General features: G+C 68.8%; 19 protein-coding genes. 15 read left to right on the top strand and 4 right to left on the bottom strand.

Annotated elements, in window-relative coordinates; genetic code table 11:
* Positions 1-530: hypothetical protein (locus CKO31_RS10900; RefSeq protein ID WP_200236993.1), on the bottom strand; the 530-nt coding region annotated here is incomplete at its 3' end.
* 364 nt (positions 531-894) lie between these two features.
* Between CKO31_RS10900 and CKO31_RS10895 the strand changes: the two genes are divergently transcribed.
* The 3 genes from CKO31_RS10895 (at position 895) to CKO31_RS10885 (ending at position 7343) form a co-directional block, all read left to right on the top strand.
* Entirely contained in the window at positions 895-2424 is a 1530-nt protein-coding gene (locus tag CKO31_RS10895) for a hypothetical protein (RefSeq protein ID WP_200236990.1), read from the top strand.
* Positions 2425-2611: 187 nt separating this feature from the next.
* The gene (locus CKO31_RS10890; protein ID WP_200236988.1) at positions 2612-6811 is read left to right on the top strand and encodes a hybrid sensor histidine kinase/response regulator; all 4200 of its coding nucleotides are present in this window, start codon (positions 2612-2614) and stop codon (positions 6809-6811) included.
* Positions 6812-6818: 7 nt separating this feature from the next.
* Positions 6819-7343 carry a CheW domain-containing protein gene (locus tag CKO31_RS10885; RefSeq protein WP_200236986.1) on the top strand — a complete coding sequence of 175 codons (525 nt, stop codon included), beginning with the start codon at positions 6819-6821 and terminating at the stop codon, positions 7341-7343.
* Between the two features lie 57 nt (positions 7344-7400).
* On the opposite strand, the gene CKO31_RS10880 is transcribed toward CKO31_RS10885, so the two are convergent.
* The 3 genes from CKO31_RS10880 to CKO31_RS10870 form a co-directional block, all read right to left on the bottom strand.
* Entirely contained in the window at positions 7401-8138 is a 738-nt protein-coding gene (locus CKO31_RS10880; protein ID WP_200236983.1) for a 16S rRNA (uracil(1498)-N(3))-methyltransferase, read from the bottom strand.
* Between the two features lie 66 nt (positions 8139-8204).
* Positions 8205-8591, bottom strand: coding sequence for a DUF423 domain-containing protein (locus CKO31_RS10875; RefSeq protein ID WP_200236980.1), 387 nt, complete (start codon positions 8589-8591; stop codon positions 8205-8207).
* A 324-nt stretch (positions 8592-8915) separates the two neighbouring features.
* Positions 8916-9584 (bottom strand): protein-L-isoaspartate(D-aspartate) O-methyltransferase, encoded by a 669-nt coding sequence (locus CKO31_RS10870; protein WP_200236977.1) that lies wholly within the window; start codon positions 9582-9584, stop codon positions 8916-8918.
* Positions 9585-10302: 718 nt separating this feature from the next.
* On the opposite strand from CKO31_RS10870, the gene CKO31_RS10865 reads away from it, so the two are divergent.
* The 12 genes from CKO31_RS10865 (at position 10303) to CKO31_RS10810 (ending at position 20356) form a co-directional block, all read left to right on the top strand.
* A complete protein-coding gene (locus tag CKO31_RS10865) occupies positions 10303-10614 on the top strand; it encodes a hypothetical protein (RefSeq protein ID WP_200236974.1) in 312 nt (103 codons plus the stop codon).
* Positions 10578-11660, top strand: coding sequence for a TRAP transporter large permease subunit (locus CKO31_RS10860; RefSeq protein WP_242475292.1), 1083 nt, complete (start codon positions 10578-10580; stop codon positions 11658-11660). Before CKO31_RS10865 ends, CKO31_RS10860 begins: the two co-directional genes overlap by 37 nt.
* 443 nt (positions 11661-12103) lie before the next feature.
* Complete coding sequence (locus CKO31_RS10855; RefSeq protein WP_200236971.1) at positions 12104-13321, top strand: OprO/OprP family phosphate-selective porin; 1218 nt, start codon at positions 12104-12106, stop codon at positions 13319-13321.
* Between the two features lie 314 nt (positions 13322-13635).
* Positions 13636-13953 (top strand): hypothetical protein, encoded by a 318-nt coding sequence (locus CKO31_RS10850; protein WP_200236968.1) that lies wholly within the window; start codon positions 13636-13638, stop codon positions 13951-13953.
* A gap of 28 nt (positions 13954-13981) precedes the next feature.
* On the top strand, positions 13982-14281 hold the full coding sequence (locus tag CKO31_RS10845) for a toxin-antitoxin system TumE family protein (protein ID WP_242475291.1): 300 nt from the start codon (positions 13982-13984) through the stop codon (positions 14279-14281).
* Entirely contained in the window at positions 14271-14645 is a 375-nt protein-coding gene (locus CKO31_RS10840) for an HVO_A0114 family putative DNA-binding protein (RefSeq protein WP_200236966.1), read from the top strand. Before CKO31_RS10845 ends, CKO31_RS10840 begins: the two co-directional genes overlap by 11 nt.
* A 67-nt stretch (positions 14646-14712) precedes the next feature.
* Positions 14713-14946 carry an addiction module protein gene (locus CKO31_RS10835; protein WP_200236964.1) on the top strand — a complete coding sequence of 78 codons (234 nt, stop codon included), beginning with the start codon at positions 14713-14715 and terminating at the stop codon, positions 14944-14946.
* Between the two features lie 205 nt (positions 14947-15151).
* A complete protein-coding gene (locus CKO31_RS10830) occupies positions 15152-15376 on the top strand; it encodes a DUF433 domain-containing protein (RefSeq protein ID WP_200236960.1) in 225 nt (74 codons plus the stop codon).
* Between the two features lie 54 nt (positions 15377-15430).
* Positions 15431-16207, top strand: a complete 777-nt coding sequence (locus CKO31_RS10825) for a hypothetical protein (RefSeq protein ID WP_200236957.1) — start codon at positions 15431-15433, stop codon at positions 16205-16207.
* Positions 16208-16251: 44 nt separating this feature from the next.
* On the top strand, positions 16252-16821 hold the full coding sequence (locus CKO31_RS10820; protein ID WP_322789124.1) for a TIGR02452 family protein: 570 nt from the start codon (positions 16252-16254) through the stop codon (positions 16819-16821).
* Positions 16822-18019: 1198 nt separating this feature from the next.
* Positions 18020-19273 (top strand): 6-phosphofructokinase, encoded by a 1254-nt coding sequence (locus tag CKO31_RS10815; RefSeq protein WP_200236954.1) that lies wholly within the window; start codon positions 18020-18022, stop codon positions 19271-19273.
* 306 nt (positions 19274-19579) lie between these two features.
* Positions 19580-20356 carry a hypothetical protein gene (locus CKO31_RS10810; RefSeq protein ID WP_200236952.1) on the top strand — a complete coding sequence of 259 codons (777 nt, stop codon included), beginning with the start codon at positions 19580-19582 and terminating at the stop codon, positions 20354-20356.
* The last annotated feature ends 246 nt before the right edge of the window (positions 20357-20602 follow it).

The following is a 20602-nucleotide window of genomic DNA, read 5'->3' as shown; positions in this document are numbered from 1 at the left end:
GCCAGGGGGGTGGAGCGGATCAGCGCCGGCGGCAGCTCCCGGTAGATGAGGCCGAGGGGCGGGTGCTGCCCGATGGCCAGCATGCGTGCGCCGTTGGGATAGCGCAGGTGATAGGCCTGATAGAGGTGGAGCTCGGCATGAGCCCCGAGTAGGGTTCGGAGGCGCTGCATGACGGCGGGCGGGCACTGGCGCAGCGTCAGGCGCCCGAGCCGCAACGTCGCCGTGCCCACGTCCACCACGGCCGGCGGCGTTGGCATCCGGCTATGCAAGCGCATCGGCCTCGGCCAAGGCGTGCCGGGCTCCGCGGCGGGCGCCTGAGGGGCGTCCGCGAGCAGGCCGCCGAGGCCGTCGTCATCGCCGCCGCGCAGGCGCGTGCGCACGGAGGGGTCCAGCATCAGCCCCAACTGCGCCTCCCCCAACAGCCAGCGCAATCCCTGCCGGGGGTCCCGCAAGAGGTCATGATCGCCGAACGCCTGAGCCCAGCCCTTGAAATAGGCGCGATGGCGGCGCAGCAGGCGGGCTTCGGTCATGGCGGTGCTCCGTAGCGGTCGGTATGCGATTGGTTAGAAAGCTCATTAATAGTGGTGGAAACCGCTATGTTTGTCCAGAAAGTCAATGGTGGAATGCCACAGAGGCACAGGATGGCTTGCGCTAAATCAGGTGTTGCGGCGCAGGGGCTTGCATGCGCTCTGTGCCAATGTCGGGCAACGTGCACCGCGTCCCGGAGACCCGGCGACAGCCGGTGGTAACATCCACCCGTTCCGGGGCCTGACGGTGCATGCGCTGCGAGTGCAAGCCTTGGCGCGTTCGCGCCGCAGGCGCGGCGGCTCGCAGGGCCTGGACGTCATCGCCCCGCACCGGCTCTGCTGAGGTTTCTCTGATCAACCCCGCGCCATGTCCCGGCTGTCGGTCATTCGCTTGAGCTCCGCACCGCCGCCTGCGCCGGGTCCGGCGCGGCTATGCACGCCCCCCCGCCTGCTGCTCGGCCTATTCCTGCTCGGTCTCCTCGGCCTGTGCGCACCGGGGGTTGCGCAGGACTACGACTGGCTGGACGACCCTCAGCTGATCGTCATCAGCGCGAGCCTGGACCCGCAGACTAAGCTGCTGAGCATCGAGGGCGAGAATTTCGGCAAGCGGCTGCCGAGTGTCACCCTGGACAGAGAGCCCTTGACGGTGCGACGCGCCACCGAGACCACCATCGAAGCAGGTCCGCTCCCGCGCGGCATCACGCCCGGCAGCCATATCCTGCGCGTGGTGGCCGGCGATGACCGCTCACGCTTCGACGCCTTCAGCCTGCAGCTCGGAGAGGCCGCGGCGAGTCCGGCGCCGCCACCGCCGCCGGCGCTTAACGGGCGTGCCAACCGGATTCATGTCCTCGATGACGACGGCGACGTCGGCTGGTCGCCGGCCATCGCCATCGGCGCGGACGGCCTGCCGGTGGTCGCCTACCTGGACTACGGCAATCGGGACCTCAAGGTGGCGCACTGCAAGGATGCCGCCTGCACCAGCGCCAGCCATGCCCTGGTGGACTCACGCAGCGACGTGGGCTGGTCCCTTGGCCTCGCCATCGGCGGCGACGGCCTGCCGGTGATCGCCTACTTCGACAGCGATCGAGGCGTGCTCAAGGCCGCCCGCTGCCGGGATGCAGGCTGCTTCGAGGCGGATATCGTCGACGTGGACGCCTCCGGCGCTGCCGGCAAGTTCGTCGATATCACCGTACCCGAGGACGGCCTGCCGGTCATTGGCTACTACGACCGCGAGCGCAAGGATCTGCTGGCGGCGCTCTGCCGCGACCCGGGCTGCAACAGCGCGGCGCTGCGGCCCCTGGACACCGCGGGCGATGTGGGCTGGCACAGCGCCATTGCCGCCGCGCCCGACGGTACTATTCTGCTGAGCTACTTCGACGCCAGCCGCCGCGACCTCAAGCTCGTCCGCTGCCTCGACCGCGGCTGCCAAGAGACCGAAGCCGTGGCGGTCGATCTCGGCGGCGTCGGCATGGGCACGGACCTGTTGCTGGATGCGGCCGGGCGCCCCTTCATCGTCTACTGGGATTTTTTCAACGACGACCTCAAGGCTGCCCGCTGTAGGGACCTCACCTGCTCCGACGCCACGCTGAGCCGCATCGACACCGCGGGCTCAGTGGGCGCCAATCCGGCTGTCGCCCTGGGCACCGACAGCCTGCCGGTCATCGCCTACCACGACCACAGCAACAGCGACATCAAGGTGGCCCGCTGCAAGGATGCCGACTGCACCCAGGCCCGTGTCGTCACCCTCGACGCCGAGGGCTCGGTCGGTTGGCACATCGATATCGCAGTGGGTGCGGACGGGCTGCCGGTGGTGGTCTATTACGACGAGACCAACGGCGATTTGAAGGTCGCCCACTGTGGCGATCGCGGCTGCACCCGCGCTCCACCGCCACGGTAACGCCTCCGAGCCCGACACCTCGGTGCGCATGCGGCGGATACTGCGGTTGCTCGCGCTGGCGACACCGCAGGCGGCGCCCGCTGTGAGCACCGCGCGGTAGGACTTACACTTCAGGGTGATGCGGCGTTGGCCGAGTCAGGGCCGATGTCGGCTCCAATGATCCGTCCAGTGCCGGCACGGGGGAGTGATGGCGGAACAACGATCCACGAACGGCCCCGACTGGGTGCGCGAGGAAATCCTCGCGAGCTTGGCGCGGGTCGGCAGCCTGCTGCGCGAGGGCGGAGATACCGGCGAGGCCGTGACCCTGCTGTTCGAGATGCGCGCCATGCTGATGGCGCGGGCGCTGCCGGCGGCGGCCCTGCTCGCCGAAGAGATGCAGCGCACTTGCGAGCAGATCCTGAAGGACGCCACGGTCGATGCGGGTCAGGCGCGCGCGGCGCTGTCGTCGGCAATTGCGCAGCTGACCGAGCACCTGCGCGCCGGCGATGCCGGCGAGCAACCAGACCCCTTGGCGCTGCTCCCGAGCATCAACGACCTGCGCCATGCGCGCGGCGTCCCGCCGCTGAGCCCCGCGGACCTGCTGATCCCGTCCTCCGTGCCGGCGCAGAGCGAGCCGGTGGCGCCGGACTCCCTGGCCGCCCTGGTGCGACTGTCGCTCAAGGTGCGCCCGCACTTCCACCGCTACCTGGTGCGCTGGTTCAGCGACGACAACGCGCAAGCGGGCCTGCTCGGCCTGTCGCGACTGTTCAACCACGTGCGCCGCAACTTCAAGCAAGGGCCGGTACACCAGCTGTTCCTGGCGGCCGAGTCCCTCGTCGACGGCCTGCTGGACGGCCACCTGGAGGCAGATGCACCCACCAAGGCCCTGCTCGGACGCCTGGACAAGGTGCTCAAGCCGCTGACGGCGCCGGCGCCGGAGTGGCCGGCAGACCTGGCGACGGCGCTGCTCGGCGACTTGTCGTCGCGCATTTCACAGCTGCCGGCGGACACCGCCGCGATGCAGGAGCTCGAGCGCCGCTACGGGCGCGGCCTGAGCGAGCATGCCCAAGCCGAGAGCACCGGCGTCGCGCCGGCGGCACCCACCCACTCTGCCGTCACCCAGCGGGCGCCGGCGGCGGGGCAGGCCAGTGCTGCGGACAAGCTGCGCGAGGCGCGAGCCAAGCTCGGCAGCGCCCGCAGCGCCGTTGGCATCGGCGCCATGAGCCTGGGCCAGTCCGCGCAGCTCGCGGACACCTATCGCACCCTCCAGGGTCTGGCCGCCAGCCTCGGCAATATCGGTGAGACGGAGCCCGCGCGCCTGTTGGATGCGCTGGCCGCGCAGCTGCGCATCCGCTATCTGGAGCCGAGCCAGGTGCCCGGCGAGGCCGGCGTCGAGCTCATCGGACGGGCATTGGCAGCGGTGGACATCTACCTGGAAGACCGTCTGGAGCGCGAGGTGACGGACGTGCGCATGATCGCCGAGGCCGACTATGCCATCGAGCGCCTGTCCGGCCTGCTGCGCCCGGACAAGGAAGTGGACGGCGATTCCGAAGCCGCCGACTCCCTGCCCTGGACCGAAGCATCGCAGTCGGTGAACCTGGAATTCCTGAACCTATTCCTCGACGAAGCCCAAGACGAGCTCGAGAGCATCCGCCTCCAGCAGGAGCGCTGGTCCAGAGACCGCCAGGACGACCTGGCCCTGTCCATCCTGCGCCGCTCCTTCCAGACGTTGAAGAACAGCGGCAAGCTGGTGGGCGCACGCCACTTGGCGGACCTCGCGCGCTATACCGGCGCGGTGCTGGAGCGCCTGCTCGACCGCGACCTGCCCGCAGACGTGGCAGCCGCGGACTTCCTCGCCGATGTCGTGGCCCTGCTGCCAGAGATCATCGAGGCCGAATCCCAGCGCCGTAAGGCCCCGACGGCGAGCCTGATCCGCAGCGCCAAGACCTTGCTGGCCGCCGCCGACAACACCGGCTCCGACAGCGAGGCGCCCATGCGCATGTCTCCGCCCGGCGCCGACACCGCCGCTGCGGGGGCATCGGCCTCGGAGCACGAGGCGCCGGATGGGTCGGCGGCGTCGCCGAGCCTAGCAGCGGCTGCCGCGGAGCCGGGTGAAGTCGCCGGTGCAGCGCGGTCAGACGCTGGCGCAGCCGCACGCTCGGCCGGCGCGGACGACGACGACGTCGAAGCCCTGCTGGCAGGCGATGACCCACTGCCGGTCTTCGTGCACGAGGCGGGGGAGCTCATCGAGGCCCTGGACGTCCAGCTGCGCGACTGGCTGGCGGGCGGGCCGGATGCCGCGGGTCTGGCGCTGGCGCGCCGGCGCCTGCACAACCTCAAGGGCAGCGCCCGCATGGCCGGCCTCGCGCCGGTGGGGGACCTGAGCCATGCGCTCGAGTCACTGCTCGCGGATGCGGAGAACCTGCCGGCCGCCAACACGAACCGCCTGCTGGACCTGGTGCAGCGCAGCCTGGATACCTTGTCTGGGCAGATCAGCGCCGCCGGGCGCGGTGAGCCGGTGGTATTGCCGGACAAGCTCTTCGGCGAGATCGCCGCCGCGGGCCCGGACGCGCACGCCGCCGGCACGCAGATCACGCCAGAGACACCGCCGGCGGCTGCGGACACGCCGGAGGCCGCCGAGGCGCCGGCCGCAGCCGGTGACGACGCGGCCACCCAGCTGCGCGTCGATGCCGACTGGCTCGATGGCATTATCAACCGCTCCGGCGAGGTGGGCGAGTACCGCGCACGGCTGATGCAGCAAAACGCGCGGCTCGGCTTCCGGCTGGCGCAGCTGGAGGCGCTACTCAAGCGCGTCACCCGTCGGCTGGATGCACTGGACGCGCTCGGCGAGCCTGCGCTGACGGCGGCGGGTGACGACACCGGCGAGCGCACGCGCACGCTGAGCGAAGCGGCGGCGCTGCTCGGGGAGTCCCGCACGGTCACCGCGGCCGTCGGCGAGCTGCAACGGGACAATGCCGACCTGCTGCGCCAGCAGATGCGCATCGCCGAGTCCTTGCAGGACGACCTGCTGAGCGCACGCATGCTGCCCTTCGGGCGTTTACAAGCACGCCTGGCGCGGCTGGTGCGCGTGACCGCGGACGCCCTCGGCAAACGCGTCCAGCTTGCGCTGACCGGCGCCGATGTGATGCTCGACCGCAATGTGCTGGAGCGCTTCACACCGCCGCTGGAGCATCTGCTGCGCAACGCCGTTGTCCACGGCATCGAGCCGCCGTCTACGCGCGCCGCCGGCGGTAAGCCGCGGGTGGGCGAGGTGCGTATCGCGCTGACCCGCGAGGGCAATGACGTCATCTTCGATATCGTCGACGACGGCGCCGGCATCGATGCCGCCAAGGTGCGCGAGCGAGCCGTGGCGCTCGGACTGGTGGCTGCGGATGCGCAGCTGCCGGAGAGCGAGGTGCTGGCGTTGACGCTGCGTGCCGGCTTCTCCACGGCCGAGGCGCTCACCCAGGAAGCCGGCCGCGGCATTGGTCTCGACGTGGTCAGCACCCAGGTGGCCGCGCTCAACGGCGAGCTGACGCTCTCGTCTACGCCTGGCCGCGGCATGCGCGCCCGCGTCCGCCTGCCCCTGACCCTGTCCATCGTCGAGGCCCTGCTGGTGAATGCGGCGGATACCTTGCTTGCCGTCCCCCACGGCACCGCGCTCGCCGTGACCCGGGTGGCACGCGAGCACTTGCTCGCCGGCGGCGCCGAGGTGGAGTACCGCGGCGAGCGATTCCCGGTGGAGCCGCTGGAGCGGGCACTCAGCCCGGCGGCGGTCCCGAGTCCGCCGCAACAGCGTTGGCTGCCGGTGCTGCTGGTGGCTGCCGGCGGCGAGCGGATCGCCTTCCAGGTGGACGCGCTGCTGGCGAGTCAGCGCGTCATGGTCAAGCCCCTCGGACCGCCGCTGGCGGCGCTGCGCTGGCTCTCCGGCGGCACGGTGCTCCCCGACGGGCGGGTGGCGCTGCTCGCAGACCTACCGGCCCTGCTGCGCGCCCGGCGCCAGCCCGACAGCGTCGACGCCGCCGCCGAGCAACACCCGACGGTGCTGGTGGTGGACGATTCCGAGACCGTCCGCCGCGTGGCGCAGCGGCTGCTGGCCCGCGAGAGCCTGACAGTGGTCACCGCCCGCGACGGCGTCGAGGCACAGGTGATGCTGCGTCGCCGGCGACCGGATCTGCTGCTGGTGGATCTGGACATGCCGCGCATGAACGGCTTGGAGCTAACGCGCTGGGTGCGCGGCGCCGACGACCTGCGCCGCCTGCCCATCGTCATGATCACCTCCATGGTCGGCGAGACCCAGCGTGCCGAGGCCCTGGCGGCGGGCGTGGATCGCTTCGTCTCCAAGCCCTTCGCCGAGGATGCGCTGCTGGCGCAGATCGAGGCGCTGCTGCTCACCGGCGGCGCTTGAGTGCACGATGGCGACGCCCCTGCGGCTGCCCGAGCCCATCCAGGCGCTGGTCTGGCAGGACGTTGACGCCACGCCGCTGTGGCGCTGGCTGCTGCCGGCGGCAGCCGTCCTGGAGGTGTTGCGCTGCGAGGCCCGGCCGATGCCGCCGAGGCCGCAGCCGCTGGCGCCGGCGCTGGAGGAAGCCCTGGTGGGTGTGCTGCATTGGCATCAGCGACCGCTGCCGCTGCTGCGGCTCTCGGGCGCCGACGGCGGGACAAGCGCGGCGCCGACTCGCACCCGCGCCGTCGTCTGCCCGACGCTGGACCCCGCATGCGCACTGGACGCCGTCGCCTTTGCGGCCCAGGGCGTCCCCGGCCTGGTGACCCTGCGCGACGGTGAGCCGGCGCCGGTCACGGAAGCGCTGCCTGCGCTTGCGGCGACGGCGCTGCGCCTGGGCGAGGCGCACTTCGCCGTGCCGGACCTGGCCGCCATCGCCACTGCGCTGACTCCGCTGGCGGCGATCCTGGAAAAGCCCCGGGACGAAGCGGGATGATGAGCGCGCACGGAGCGACTGCCGCGCAGGCGTAAGCCGCCGGCGCAGACGGTGCTTTCAGCCGCGGAAATCCCCCCAGAGCGTCTGCATGGCCGCCAGTGCGGCGAGCGGTGCGGTTTCGGTGCGCATCACCCGGGGTCCGAGGCGCACCGGCACGAAGCCCCGGGCTTGCGCCGCCTCGCGCTCGGCGGGGGCGAGCCCGCCCTCGGGGCCAACCAGCAGGGTCAGCGCGCCCGCCGGCGCGGGCAGCTCGGGCAGCGCGCGCGCCGCCGCGTGATGCAGCAGCACGCCGGCATGCTCCGGCGGCAGCCCAGCCAGCCAGGTGCCGAGCTTCTGCGGCGCTGCCAGCGACGGCAGCCGCCGTCGGCCGCTCTGCTCGCAGGCCGCCACCACCACGCCCTGCCAATGGCGCAGGCGCTTCTCCAGGCGTTGGTCCTTGAGTTTCACCAGGCTGCGCTCGGTGAACAGGGGGACCAGGGCCGCGGCCCCCAGCTCCACCGCCTTCTGCAATGCGAAGTCCATCCGCTCGCCGCGGGAGATGCCGAGCGCCAGGGTAAGGGCCAGGGGCGGCTCCGGCTCTGGCGGGCCGCTGTCCAGCACCTCGGCGACGGCGGTATCGCCCTCGGCCGCCACCAGCCGGGCGGAGTAGTCCCGGCCGTCGCCGTTGAACAGCACCAATGCATCGCCCAAGCCGAGCCTGAGCACCTGGGTGACATGTCGGCGGGCCCCGCCCTCCAGCTCGGCACTAGCGCCGACGGCGAGGGGCTGAGGCGTGTAGATGCGATCACGGCGCATGCGGCGGTCTCGGGATGTATCCGGGGAGCTGTCCAAGGGCGGGCTGTGGCGCCTTAGGTGCTCGCCTCAGCCCGCGCCGCGCTCCCGCCCGAAGACAGCGGCGAGTGCCAGTGCGCCCCAGCCCACGGCCAGGGCGAGTCCGCCGAAGGGCGTCACCGCGCCCCAGACCGGCGTGTCCGTCAACACCAGCAAGAACAGGCTGCCGCTGAACACCGCAGCCCCCGCCGCCAGTGCCCAGCCCGCCACGCTGAGCAGGGTGCCGCTGCGATGGGCACCGAGCAGGGCGACGGCCAGCAGCGTGGTGGCATGCCAGCCCAGGTAATGCGCACCCGTCTCCCAGACGGCGAGCCGCTCGGCGCTGACCTTGCCCTCCAGGCCATGGGCACCGAAGGCCCCGAAGAGCACGGCGACGAGCCCGAATAGGGCGGCGATGACCAGCAGGGAGCGATTCATGGGCGAGGGCGTCCGAGGAGCAGCGAGGAGTTGTGGATGGTATTTGGCCCGTAAGCTGCCTTCGCAAGCCGTTGGGGAAGCGCCGATTGTTTGGCGATTCCCGTGTGGGCCAGGACGGTTGATAATCGGCATCTCGTTAGCGCACGCGATGCTACGCGCCCAAAGCCCATGGCTCCAGGGCCGAGGCCAGCACGCGGCCAGGCTACCGCTAAGCAGCCCCGCTTGGCTGCGAGGCCCCGCCCCATGGACTCCGCTCTCCGAACCGTGCGCGCGAGGTTTTTGGGCACCCCGGCGCAGCAGGCGCCGCCTGTGCGATGCCCGCCCTCAGCCCCGCACCATGGGCACGAAGGCGACGGGCAGTACATCCCGGCGATGGAGATCGCCGTCGGCTTCGCGATGCAGCACGCTGAGCACTTGCCGGGCGCCGCGCACCACCGGGATGACCAGATTGCCGCCGTCGCGGAGCTGGCGCACCAGGGTCATCGGCACCTGCGGTGCAGCCGCGGTGACCAGGATGGCGTCGAAGGGTGCCTGCTCGGGCCAGCCGCCGTAGCCGTCGCCATGGCGGACGTCGGCATTGTCGTAGCCGAGTCCTGCCAGGCGCTGCGCCGCCGCCTCCGCCAACGGCTGCACCACCTCCAGCGAGAAGACCTGCGCGCCCAGCGCCGCCAGCACCGCCGTCTGGTAGCCGCAGCCGGTGCCTACCTCCAGCACCCGGCTGCCTTCGCCGGCCCCGAGCAGGGTCGTCATCAGCGCGACCATATAGGGCTGGGAGATGGTCTGGCCATTGCCGATGGCCAGTGGCATGTCCGCATAGGCCAGGGCCTGCTCGTGACCGGGCACGAAGCGGTGCCGCGGCACCCGGCGCAGGGCCTCCATGACCGCCGGCGGGACCTCGGCGACGCCGGTCTCGGCGGCGGTGACTTGGAACAGCTCGCGGATGGTGGCGAGCATGCGCTCGCGCTCGGCGGTGCGGTCGGGGTCGTCGGGCATGGCTGACTCCAGTTTGCTGGGCCGGGTTAGCTCGTCGGCCCCCACAGCGCGTCCAGACCGCGAGGTCGGGCACGTCGACCTCGCTGTCGCGGACGAAGTGCAGCTCCGGCTCATCGATGATCCACCACCCGCCGGGGCCGCCGCGGCCCCGCTGAAAGGGCCCGATGAGGTCATAGCCGAGGGATGACGCGGCGAACCCGTGGGGCCCCGTCGGCCTTGGGTGCACGTGCAATTGACCATCCAGGATCTCGCCGACGACGCCTTCCGGGAGCGTCAGCAACTGGTCATAGAGCGTGGGTCGGGAGCGGGCGTGCATTGTCCGGTGGCTCCATGCGGAGGGGGTCTAAGCGCTTTGGGCGACGCTACCACCGCAAGTCTGTGCCGGAAAAGGGCGGCGTGCCAAGATCCTGCCGTGCAGCCCCCCGCTGAGCCGCCCGCCAAAACCCCTGTCGGCCGCCGGGATAACAGGCCGGTCACCGCCGCCGGGCCCGCACTATCATGGGCGCTCGGGCATCGGCCCGAACAAGGCGACAACAACCAACCGGCCCGCGACCGGTGCACCGCGACCTGGAGGATGATCCGATGCCACAACGCTCACCGACGGCCTTCCCAGTCTCAACCGCTGTCCTGCTCGCCGGCGCGCTGGCGGCCGGCGAGGTTATGGCCGCCACCGAATAGAACGTCTCGCTGTGGGGCAAGCGCCGCGCCTTCACGGAGAATGTCGAGAAGCTCGCCGATCCAGCAGGCCGTGCACGAGCATCCCATCGTGGCGCAGGGCCTCGCGCGCTGGAATGCGACCCTGCTGATGCCCACACCCCTGCCGCAGTACAAGCTGGTGGGCAAGGGGGCGGCGCTAACCGGCCTGGATGACTTCTCGGGGCTGCGGGTGCGCGGACCCGGCGGCGTCACCGGCGTGCTCGGCAAGCTCGGCGCGCGTCGGCCATCCTGGTCATCTACGCCATCATTGTCGAACAGGATGTCGGCGCCCTGCTCATGGCCGGCTTGCTGCCCGGCGCCGTGTCGGCCCTGATCTACGGCGCGCTGGTGGTGCTGCTGGCCAAGACCCGCCGCGACTTCGGGCCGCCGGTGACGGGCTTCACCTGGGGCCAGCGCATGGCCGCGCTGCCCGGCGCCCTGCCGGTGTTCGTCGTCGTCGCCATCATCGTCGTCTTCATCTACGGCGGTGTCGGCACCCCCACCGAGGCGGGTGCCCTGGGCGCCTTCGTGATCCTGCTGATGGCGCTCTACCGCGGCGCGCGCTGGCCGGCGCTGAAACAATCCCTGATGGAAACGGCCAAGCTCACCGTGATGATCTTCACCATCATCTGGGGCGTGCTCATCTATGTGCGCTTTCTGGGCTTCGCGGATCTGCCCGGCGCCTTCGCGGACTGGCTGGTGGGTCTGGAGCAGAGCCCCATGCTGACGCTGGTGCTGATCCTCTGCGCCTACGCCGTGCTCGGTATGTTCATGGACGCCATCGGCATGCTCCTGCTGACGCTGCCGGTGGTCTTCCCGGCGGTGATCGCGCTGAACGGCGGCGAGGCCGTCAGCGCCGCCGACTCGGCCTTCGGCGTCTCCGGCGTCGGCTGCGCCATCTGGTTCGGCATCATCGTGGTGAAGATGGCCGAGCTCTACCTCATCACCCCGCCCATCGGCCTGAACTGCTTCGTGGTGGCCGGCGTGCGCCCGGAATGCTCGGTGCAGGACGTCTTCCGCGGCGCCACGCCGTTTTTCATCGCCGACGTGGTCACCGTCGCCGTGCTCATCAGCCTTCCCCGGCATCGTGCTCCGGCTGCCGGGGCAGATGGGATATGCGTAGTACAGCGTTTCAAGCAACTCCGCACTCGGGATCGGGATCGGGATCGGGATCGAACATGCGCGTACGCTCACGCCCCCAACAAGGATCAGAGACTCCGACCTGATTCTTGGCCGGAATCCAGCACTAACCAGCCTGCCGCTGCTGGATCTGGCGGTTTACACAAGCACCCACAACAATCGAGCCTGTGGCGCTGGATTGCGAATGGCCCAATAGCTATAGACCGCTCACCCAGCTTAACAGTCGCACAATGCGCTTAGTCCATTTGAGGCTTAATGCATACTCTCCGCAGCATCCCACCTCGGGCGATGCAAGGGTAACATCGGCGGAAGTTACATTTCAGTGAAGTCCGACTCAGGATGATCGCCTTCTAACATTCAAAGCTATTGCCTTGCAATGAGGAAAATTCGCCAACCCGGATACTCCGCCGTATAAGTGGTAAAATGAATATAAGCCACTGAAAAGAGGAAAATAAATAATAAGAAGTAGCATCCGTTTAACCCGATATTCATTCGGCTGTAAGACTCGGCCTCCACACTACAGGTGGCATTGCTGCAACGCGGCTTTGCTGCATGACCCAATGCATCAGCATCGTGGAGGTAAACCGATGTATCGTCATTCCAACAACTGGAGATACTACACGACCGCTATCCTGCCTCTTGTCGCCCTGGCGGCACCGGCCCAGGCTCAGCAAAGCGACGAGATGGCCGCCCTCGAGGAGCGGCTTGAGCGGGTGGAGCAGGAGCTCGAGGACGCCGAGGGCGATGAGCTGCCCTGGGATCAGTACATCAGCGAGCTCGGTGGCCGGGTTCAGCTCGATCAAACCTTCAACCTGGATGCCAGCGACGACTTGGAAGACGTCATCAGCGACCCGCTGGAGGACGGCGCCGAGTTCCGCCGTCTGCGCCTTTACGTGGAGGGTGCGGTGGCGCCCTGGCTGGACTACAAAGTGCAGCTCGACTTCGCCGGCGGTACCGAGCTCCAGGACGTCTACTTCAAGATCCATGACCTCGGCGCCTTTCCGACCACCAAGATCGGCAACTTCAAACAGCCCGTGAGCCTTCAGGAGCTGACGTCGAGCAAGTACATCACCCTGATGTCGCGCAGCATGCTGACGGACTTCTTCTCGCCCGGCCACCGCACCGGCATCCAGTTCAGCAAGTCCTTCGCCGACGAGCGCTTCAACATCGCGGCCGGCGCCTTCAACAGCAACTTCGACAGTGGCGAGGCCGAGACCACAGGCATCACCAGCAAAGGCCAGTGGGACATCTCCGCGCGCATCACCACGCCGGTGATCTACCGCAACGACGGCCGGCAGGTGCTGCACCTGGGCGGCAGTTATCTGCACCGCAGCTACGAGGACGAGCTGGAGTTCGGCCTCGAGCCCGAGGTGCACAAGACCGACGACTTCGTCGCAGGCACCATCCTCGACGTGGAGCACAGCAACAGCTTCGGGCTGGAGCTGGCGGGGGTGCTCGGGCCCGCCCACCTCCAGGGTGAATACGCTCAGATGGACATCAGCCGGACCACCGGCAAAGACCCCGATGTCGACAGCTGGTATGTCCAGGGCGGCGTCTTCCTCACCGGCGAGATCCGCCCCTACGACAAGGGCGACGGCGACTTCGGCCGCGTCAAGCCGAACAGCCCCTTCACCGGCCTCGGCACCGGGCCCGGCGCCTGGGAGCTCGCGGCACGCTACTCCACCATCGACTTCACCGATGTGCAGGATCTGGCGCCCGCCGGGTTCACGCCTGCCTTCGGCACCGCCGAGCAGGCCGCCAGCGAAGTGGACGTCTATACCCTGGGCCTGAACTGGTACCCGGTGGCCCACGCGCGCTGGATGCTCAACGTCGTGCAGGCCGACCAAGACGCCCTCGGCGACGCGACCTACATCACGACCCGGTTCCAGGTGGACTTCTGATCGCCGCTCGGCCAGGGACGCATGGTCAAGGCGGCTGCCCAGCCGCCGTTCGGCAGGGACGCCCATTGCCCGGGTCGGCGCCGCTCGCTCGACCGATGCCGGCTATCGGCACGGGCGGATTCGCCGCCGACCGCACCGGCTGACTCGGCGTCCGCCAGGACAGGAATGCATGAGGGTTTCGCCTACGCGAGACTCTGTACACCGGACTCTAGCGGACACAGGAGCCGCCACTGGTGCAGACACTCGCCCAAGCCTGCAAGCCCCGCGACAGCATGGAGTTTGCCCGGGGCCTGGGCGTGCGGGATTACCGGTAGATGCTGCACAGCGGTCGCGCCAACCAGACCCGTCTCAACACCGCGGGCGAATTCCAGCGCCGGGAGTGGGGCACCGAGGGCTTCGGCAGCACGGCCCTGCGCCATTGTCTCTATGCCATCTACCAGACCGCCGCCGGCGACGACCCGGCGGTGGGCCGCACCTATCTCAAGAACGAGCTGGCCGCGGACTACTGGCCCCAGCGCCTGCACCTGGTGGCACTTGCCGAGTACCTGGCCAGGCTGCCTATGGAGCACTGGCGCCGCGACGCCGAGGCCGCCCGGCTGCTCGCGGGCCTGCTGCGGCAGGACAGCGTGTAGCATGGCAGCAGGATGAGCAGGTCTGAGTTTGTCGATCACATCAATGGCCAAGGCAGAGAAGCTTCTCCACCGCCGGCAAACATACCGTGGCGGTCTGATCGAGATGGTGATCTGGCGGCTCCCGGAGCGCTCTGAGTCTTGGCCCCATGGCCTGAAATATCGTTTGGTCTATATTCGTGACCGAGCGCGCGTGATCGGGTACGACAACGAGCGCGGCAAGGGAGACCACAAGCACTTGGGCGAGCGCGAGGCGCCCTACCACTTCACCGACGTGCGGACCTTGCTTCGCGATTTTTGGGCCGATGTGCGGAGCCTTGATGATGACTGACACTGAGACTCGTGTGCTGCGTGTCGAGGTCTCGACACCGCAGGCGGCGATGGAAGCTTTCGCCGACACCTGGGAGCGAGCGGAGCGGGGCGAGTCGCTCGCGCCCATGGAGCACATCGGCTTCGAGAGTCTGGCCGAGCTCCTGGCCGTGCTGACGCCGCAGCGCTGGGAACTGATCCGGCTCGTGCGCCAGCACGGCCCTATTCCCGCGGCTGACCTGCCGGCTTTGATCGGCCGGGCCGAAGAACCCCTAGCGCAGGATCTGGCGCTGCTGAGCGAGCTGGGGATCATCGAGGTCTACGCAGGCGACCAGGTCCGCGTGCCCTGGGACGAGATCGATCTGCGGGTGCCGTTGGCGGCTTGAGGGCAACGAGCCCACGCGCTCGGTATCGTGGGGTGTCCGCAAGTACACTCCGCGCACGGTGACAATCATGAACCCAAGTAACTCCAAGCTCTTCGACGACGCGCTCGCGCTGCCGGTGGACGAGCGCATGCGCCTCGTGGACACCCTGCTCAAGAGCCTGAACCCCGGCTCGGACGACCTCATCGATGCGGCTTGGCACGAAGAGGCGGAACGCCGCTTGGCGGCACTTGATCGAGGCGAAGCAACGTTGGTGAACGGCGAAGAGGTGTTCGAGCGGTTGCGCGCCAAGTACCGACGTTGAGGTTCTTTCTGCACGACGAGGCCGACGCGGAGCTGGATGCCGCCGTCGCCTTCTACGAATCCTGTCGGCCCGGGCTGGGGCTCGATTTTGCTGAAGAGGTCTATCGCAGCATCCAGCTCGCCTGCGAGTATCCCGCGGCGGGCGCGCCGGTCTCGTCTCCGCCGGCGCCTGGTGCGGCGATTCCCTACTCCGTCCTGGAGCATCCATGCCCGAGCAGCGCATCACCATCGACCCGACCGTCTGCGGCGGGCGGCCCTGTATCCGCGGCATGCGGATTCGCGTCAGCGATGTGCTGGACATGCTTGCGGCGGGCGCCAGCACCGACGAGATCCTGGATGACTATCCGTATCTTGAAGCCGAGGATATTCGCGCGGCCCTGTCCTATGCCGCGCGGCTGGTGGAGGTGCGCGGCGATTCCGCCCGAGCTTGAGCCGGACGCTCGATCCAAGCCCGACACGCGATGGCTCTGCACGGTTCCGGGCCTATGATCACCCGCCACAGCTCCCGCCTCACTCCGCTGGACCGGCACTTCCTGAACGACCGGCTCGCGGGGGCGCTCGCCTACGACCGCATTGCGGGCTTTTTCTCGTCGTCCATCCTGGAGGTGGCCGGCGAGGCGCTGGAGGGCATGGCGGGGCCGGTGCGCATGGTCTGCAACTCCGTGGTGGACCCGCGCGATGTGCAGACCGCCCAGCGCGCCGCGACGGCGGCGCTGCGCCGGGAGTGGTGCGCGAGCGAGCCGGTGCTGATCCTGGCGCCCAAGCCGCTCATCTGGCAGTGGCAGCGGGAGATGGCGAGCCTGCTCGACATGCTGCTGCGGTTCCCGTGGGACATCGCCCCGCGCACCAGGAGCCTGCTGCTCGCCACGGCCACCCCAGTGCAGCTGCACCCCATCGAGGCCTGGGACCTATTGGATGCCCTGGCGCGAGGCTGCGATGCGGTGCTGGGCGGTATCGGCAGCCCCTGGCGCAAGCCCCGGCAGGCCATCGAGCTGCTGCTGGGCGAGGCCGAGCCGCCCGCAGATGAGCTGGGCCAATGGGCCTGGATGCGCAACCCGCTGCCGCCGGCGGCGGAGGGGCCGGACTACACCGCCCTGCGCCGGGCGCTGCGCCTGCCGGACACCGAGTGCTGCGCTGACGGCGGCAGCTTCCAGCGCCTGAGCGCGCCGGACCGCGCCCGGTTGCGCCGGGTCTTCCCGCGCTTTCACGAGCACGGGAATCCGTTCATCCGCCACAACGAGTCCTGCTGGAGCGCTTCCTGAAGGCGCTGGCGGCGAACCGGGAACAGGACCCGAAGCTGCATGCGGTGCGCCGCCTGCTGCTGGATGACGGCTGGCTGGAGCTGGGCTGCATCCTATTCAGCCAGTACTACGACTCCGCCTATTGGCTGGCGGAGCAGCTGAGTGCGACGCTGCCGGACGAGCCCGTCGGCATCTACGCCGGCGCCGGGCGCTCCGGTCTCATGCAGGGCGGCGCGTTTCAACGCCTGCCGCGGGACACGCTCAAGGCGCAGGTGCGCGACGGCGAGATCCGCCTGCTCATCGGCCTGGAGATGCCTGAGCCCTGGCTCTGCTCCTTCGTGACCTGTGCGGCGCCCTATGCCCCGGGCGTGGGTCAGCCGTTGGCGGGCGATCTGCTCTGCGCGCGCATCCACCGGGTGCTGGCCATTGCTCGGGCCCATGGCTATCGCGCCCTGGTGCTCGGCGCCTGGGGCTGTGGCGCCTTCGGCAACGACCCCGAGCGCACGGCGCGGGATTTCCGGGGAGCGCTGACGGGGCCCTTCGCGGGCGTCTTCTCGGATGTGGTGTTCGCGGTCACGGACTGGTCGCCGCAGCGGCGCATCCTCGGCCCGTTTCGGGCGTTGCTCGGGGCCTGACGGGGCTGACATCGACGTTGCGCAGGCCGATGCGCGGCGCTCGCATCCCCTCAAATGCTTTATTCGAGCCACCAAGAGCACGAAAGCCCGACCGACCAGCGCTCTGCGCTCTGCGCTCTGCGTCTGAGCACCCTGCGGCGGCCGTCGCGGCAGGGATGCCGCTCCCACATGCGAGTGCCGACGCAGACTGATTGCTGAGACAGCAGGTCTGTGCCGCCCGGCGTTGCGCGCTCTGTACCGCCGGCCGGGGTCAACACCGCAGCACCCACTGCGCTGGTCCCGCCACCGCGCAACCCCCAACCCAGCCGCCGCTCTGCGCCGGCGCATTGTCGGCTGACCCGCACACGGCGCGTCTGGTGGTCCCAAACGAACACAGGGCCCTGTTGAAAACTCGACCGAGCGGACTGTGGATAACGTGTGAGCGGTTTTTGGGCCGCGTTTTATCGACAGGTTATCCACAAGCTAGGCGCCAAGACTGCACAGCAAATCATTTCTTCAAATTACTGATAAATAATACGTTGTTGATCGATCTGGAGTTTTCCACAGGCGTTATTATTACTACGGTGGTGATATCTCCTACCAGTAATAGGCGCGGGCGCTGCGGGCTAGCCGGCGCAGCGCGGATCGTGCTTATCCGCGTCTGCCCGCACCCCGCCCCAGTGCACAGCCGTTAGAATCCGGAGATCCCTTGCAATGGTGTTGCCCATGCGGGGTCGGCATCGGTAGCGATCAGCAAAAACAACCGCGTCCGGTCCCAAATCGAGCCGTTCGATACGCCCATCAGCGGGATTTCGATGCGCCGGTGGCGGCGATTTTGTAGGCTTGCGTCTGGATAGGGCCGCTGGCTTCATGGAGCAGCGCAGCGGACATGCCGCCGGTCGGCGGCCATCGCGAGCCGATGCCGACTTCAGTCACTGAGCAGCCGGCACCGAGCCGCCGCCTTCGCCATGTCCGAGCGCCATAATCCAGCGTTGACCTCGCAGAGCGCGGTGTCCGTCCCGCAGGCGCGGGCCGACCCTTGAGGCCCAGGCACGCGGGGATGTGCCCGAGCCCGAGCCCGAGCCCCAGCCCGAGCAGTGCCTGGGCTATTGACCTGAGTTATTGACCTGCGCTGGGCCGCAGCTGGGCCGCCGGGGCGCCCCGGGCCTTGGCCCAAGACGACAATCGCTTCGACGAGAAAACACGAGAGGGGACAGCCATGACCGCGAAGAACGCCTTCTACGCCCAATCCGGCGGTGTGACGGCCGTGATCAATGCCTCTGCCTGCGGCGTCATCGAGACCGCCCGCCAGCACAAAGACAAGATCGCCAACGTCTACGCCGGGCGCAACGGCATCATCGGTGCGCTGACGGAGGACCTCATCGACACCAGCCGGGAGTCCGCCGAGAACATCGCCGCCTTGCGCTACACGCCCTCGGGCGGCTTCGGCTCCTGCCGCTACAAGCTCAAGAGCCTGGAAGCCAACCGGCGCGAGTACGAGCGCCTGATCGAGGTCTTCAAGGCCCACGACATCGGCTACTTCTTCTACAACGGCGGCGGCGACTCCGCGGACACCTGCTACAAGGTGAGCCAGCTGTCGGAGAAGATGGGCTTCCCGGTGCAGGCCATTCACGTGCCCAAGACCGTCGACAACGACCTGCCCATCACCGACAACTGCCCGGGCTTCGGCTCAGTGGCCAAGTACATCGCCACCTCCACGCTGGAGGCGAGCTTCGACGTGCGCTCCATGGCCGCCACCTCCACCAAGCTCTTCGTGCTGGAGGTCATGGGCCGCCACGCGGGCTGGATCGCCGCCGCCGGTGCGCTGGTGGCGGACCAGGGCATCCCTGTGGTAACCCTGTTCCCGGAGATCGAGTTCGACCACGACAAGTTCATAGCCGCCGTCGAGGCCAAGGTGGAAGCGCACGGCTACTGCACCGTGGTGGTCTCCGAGGGCTGCCATTACCCGGACGGGCGCTTCCTGGCCGAGCAGGGCACCCGCGACGCCTTCGGCCATGCCCAGCTCGGCGGTGCCGCGCCGGTGGTGGCCAACATGGTCAAGGAGGCCAAGGGCTACAAGTTCCACTGGGCGGTGGCGGATTATCTCCAGCGCGCCGCGCGCCACGTGGCATCCAAGTCCGACGTGGAGCAGGCCTATGCGCTCGGCAAGGCGGGCGTGGAGTACGCGCTCCAGGGCCACAACGCCATCATGCCGACGGTGGTGCGCAAATCCTCGGACCCCTACGTGTGGGAGGTCGGCGAGGCGCCGCTGTCGGAGGTGGCCAACGTCGAGAAATTCATGCCGCGGGACTTCATCAGCGAGGACGGCTACGGCATCACCGAGCCGTGTCGGGAGTATCTCTACCCGCTGATCTCAGGCGAGGACTATCCTCCCTACGAGAACGGCCTGCCCAAGTACGTGACGCTGGACAACGTCGGCGTGGAGAAGAAGCTCGGGCCGTTCGAGGTCTGACAGTGCATTGAGCCCGGCTTCCAGTGGGCTCGCCAGTCGCGTCGGCGGGGGTCGCGTCGGCGGGGCAAAGGGGTCGCGGGCGCGCCTCCGCCGTGGTGCTCGACCCCCGACCCCCGACCCCAAATCCCTGGACCAGCGGCGGCCCATCACCTGCCGTTGTGGAGACGTCTGCAAGCCGTCGATCCCTGTGCCGGTTGGCGGCGTCAAAAAACCGTTGCTGCAAAGCGCAAGCATTTCCGTTAGCGTATCCCCCAACGCGGGCGCTTGGTCTCGCAGTCCCATTGGCGCAGTCCCACGGGGGTATCGATGAGCGATTATCGGCTGTACCTGTCGCTGATCCCGGAGGCCCTGATCGCCTCGCAGCTGGAGCCGGCGGCTTTTGGTGCCTACTACTCGACGGGCCGCCACCTGCACGCCCACGACCAGGCCCTGTTCTTCGAGGTGGACCCGTCCTTCCGCGGCGGGGACTTTCCGTTCCACCTTGCGGACGAGCGCTGCGTCACCCAGCCGAGCGGCGCGCCCAAGTCATCGGTGTACCTCGGCATCTACACCGCCCTGGCGCGGGTGCCGGTGTCGGCGCTGGGCAACCTCTATCTGGTCACCGACGACGGCCGCACGCTGGAGCTCACGCGCGGCGAGTACACCGCAGACAGCGCCTACTCGCTGCATCTGTATCAGGAGTTCTGCCCGGTGCGCCCGCTGGTGGCGAGCCGGCTGGAGCCGCAGTCCTTCTGCCGCTCCATCACGGACCCGCAGCACCCGGTGAACGTCCCGCGCATCGCCTTCGCGGAGCTGAAGCTCGGCGAGCTGTGGAGCGACCCTGCACACGGCAACGCCGATGACCTGCCATACCCGGCCATCGGCCATCTGCGGGACGTGCTCCTGGACTTCGAGCACAACACCAAAGAGAACAAGCTCGTGATGCGGCAGGTAAGGCAGGGCATCATCTACCGCATGGTGGAGCGGGGCTTCTATGTCGGCGACCACAAGGACTTCGCCTATTATCCCTTCCCGAGCCATGCGGAGCTGGAGTCCAAGCACTACGACTGGTGGCGCTCGGCGCAGGTGACGCGCTTCGACTGACCCCGACGACGACTGACCGACACCGCCCGTAAGAGGCGGTGCGCTCCCAGAGATCACCCTGAGGTTTTTCGGCAATCCAGCATCGGGCAGGAGGCCCGGTGCCGCCTGGGCGTGGCACAGCGCACCGGGCGAGCAGCAGTCCGGGCGCCGCTGGCGTCCCGGGCATGGCGCTGGTGCGGCCGCGGACGGCGCGTGACCGGCATTCGATTCAGTCCCTCGCCCGATCACATCTGCGGTACCGATGCC

It is taken from the genome of Thiohalocapsa halophila (assembly GCF_016583825.1).
Classification (GTDB): Bacteria; Pseudomonadota; Gammaproteobacteria; order Chromatiales; family Chromatiaceae; genus Thiohalocapsa; species Thiohalocapsa halophila.
The sequence above is the reverse complement of the archived record's forward strand: the minus strand, read 5'-3'. Positions and strand labels throughout refer to the sequence as shown.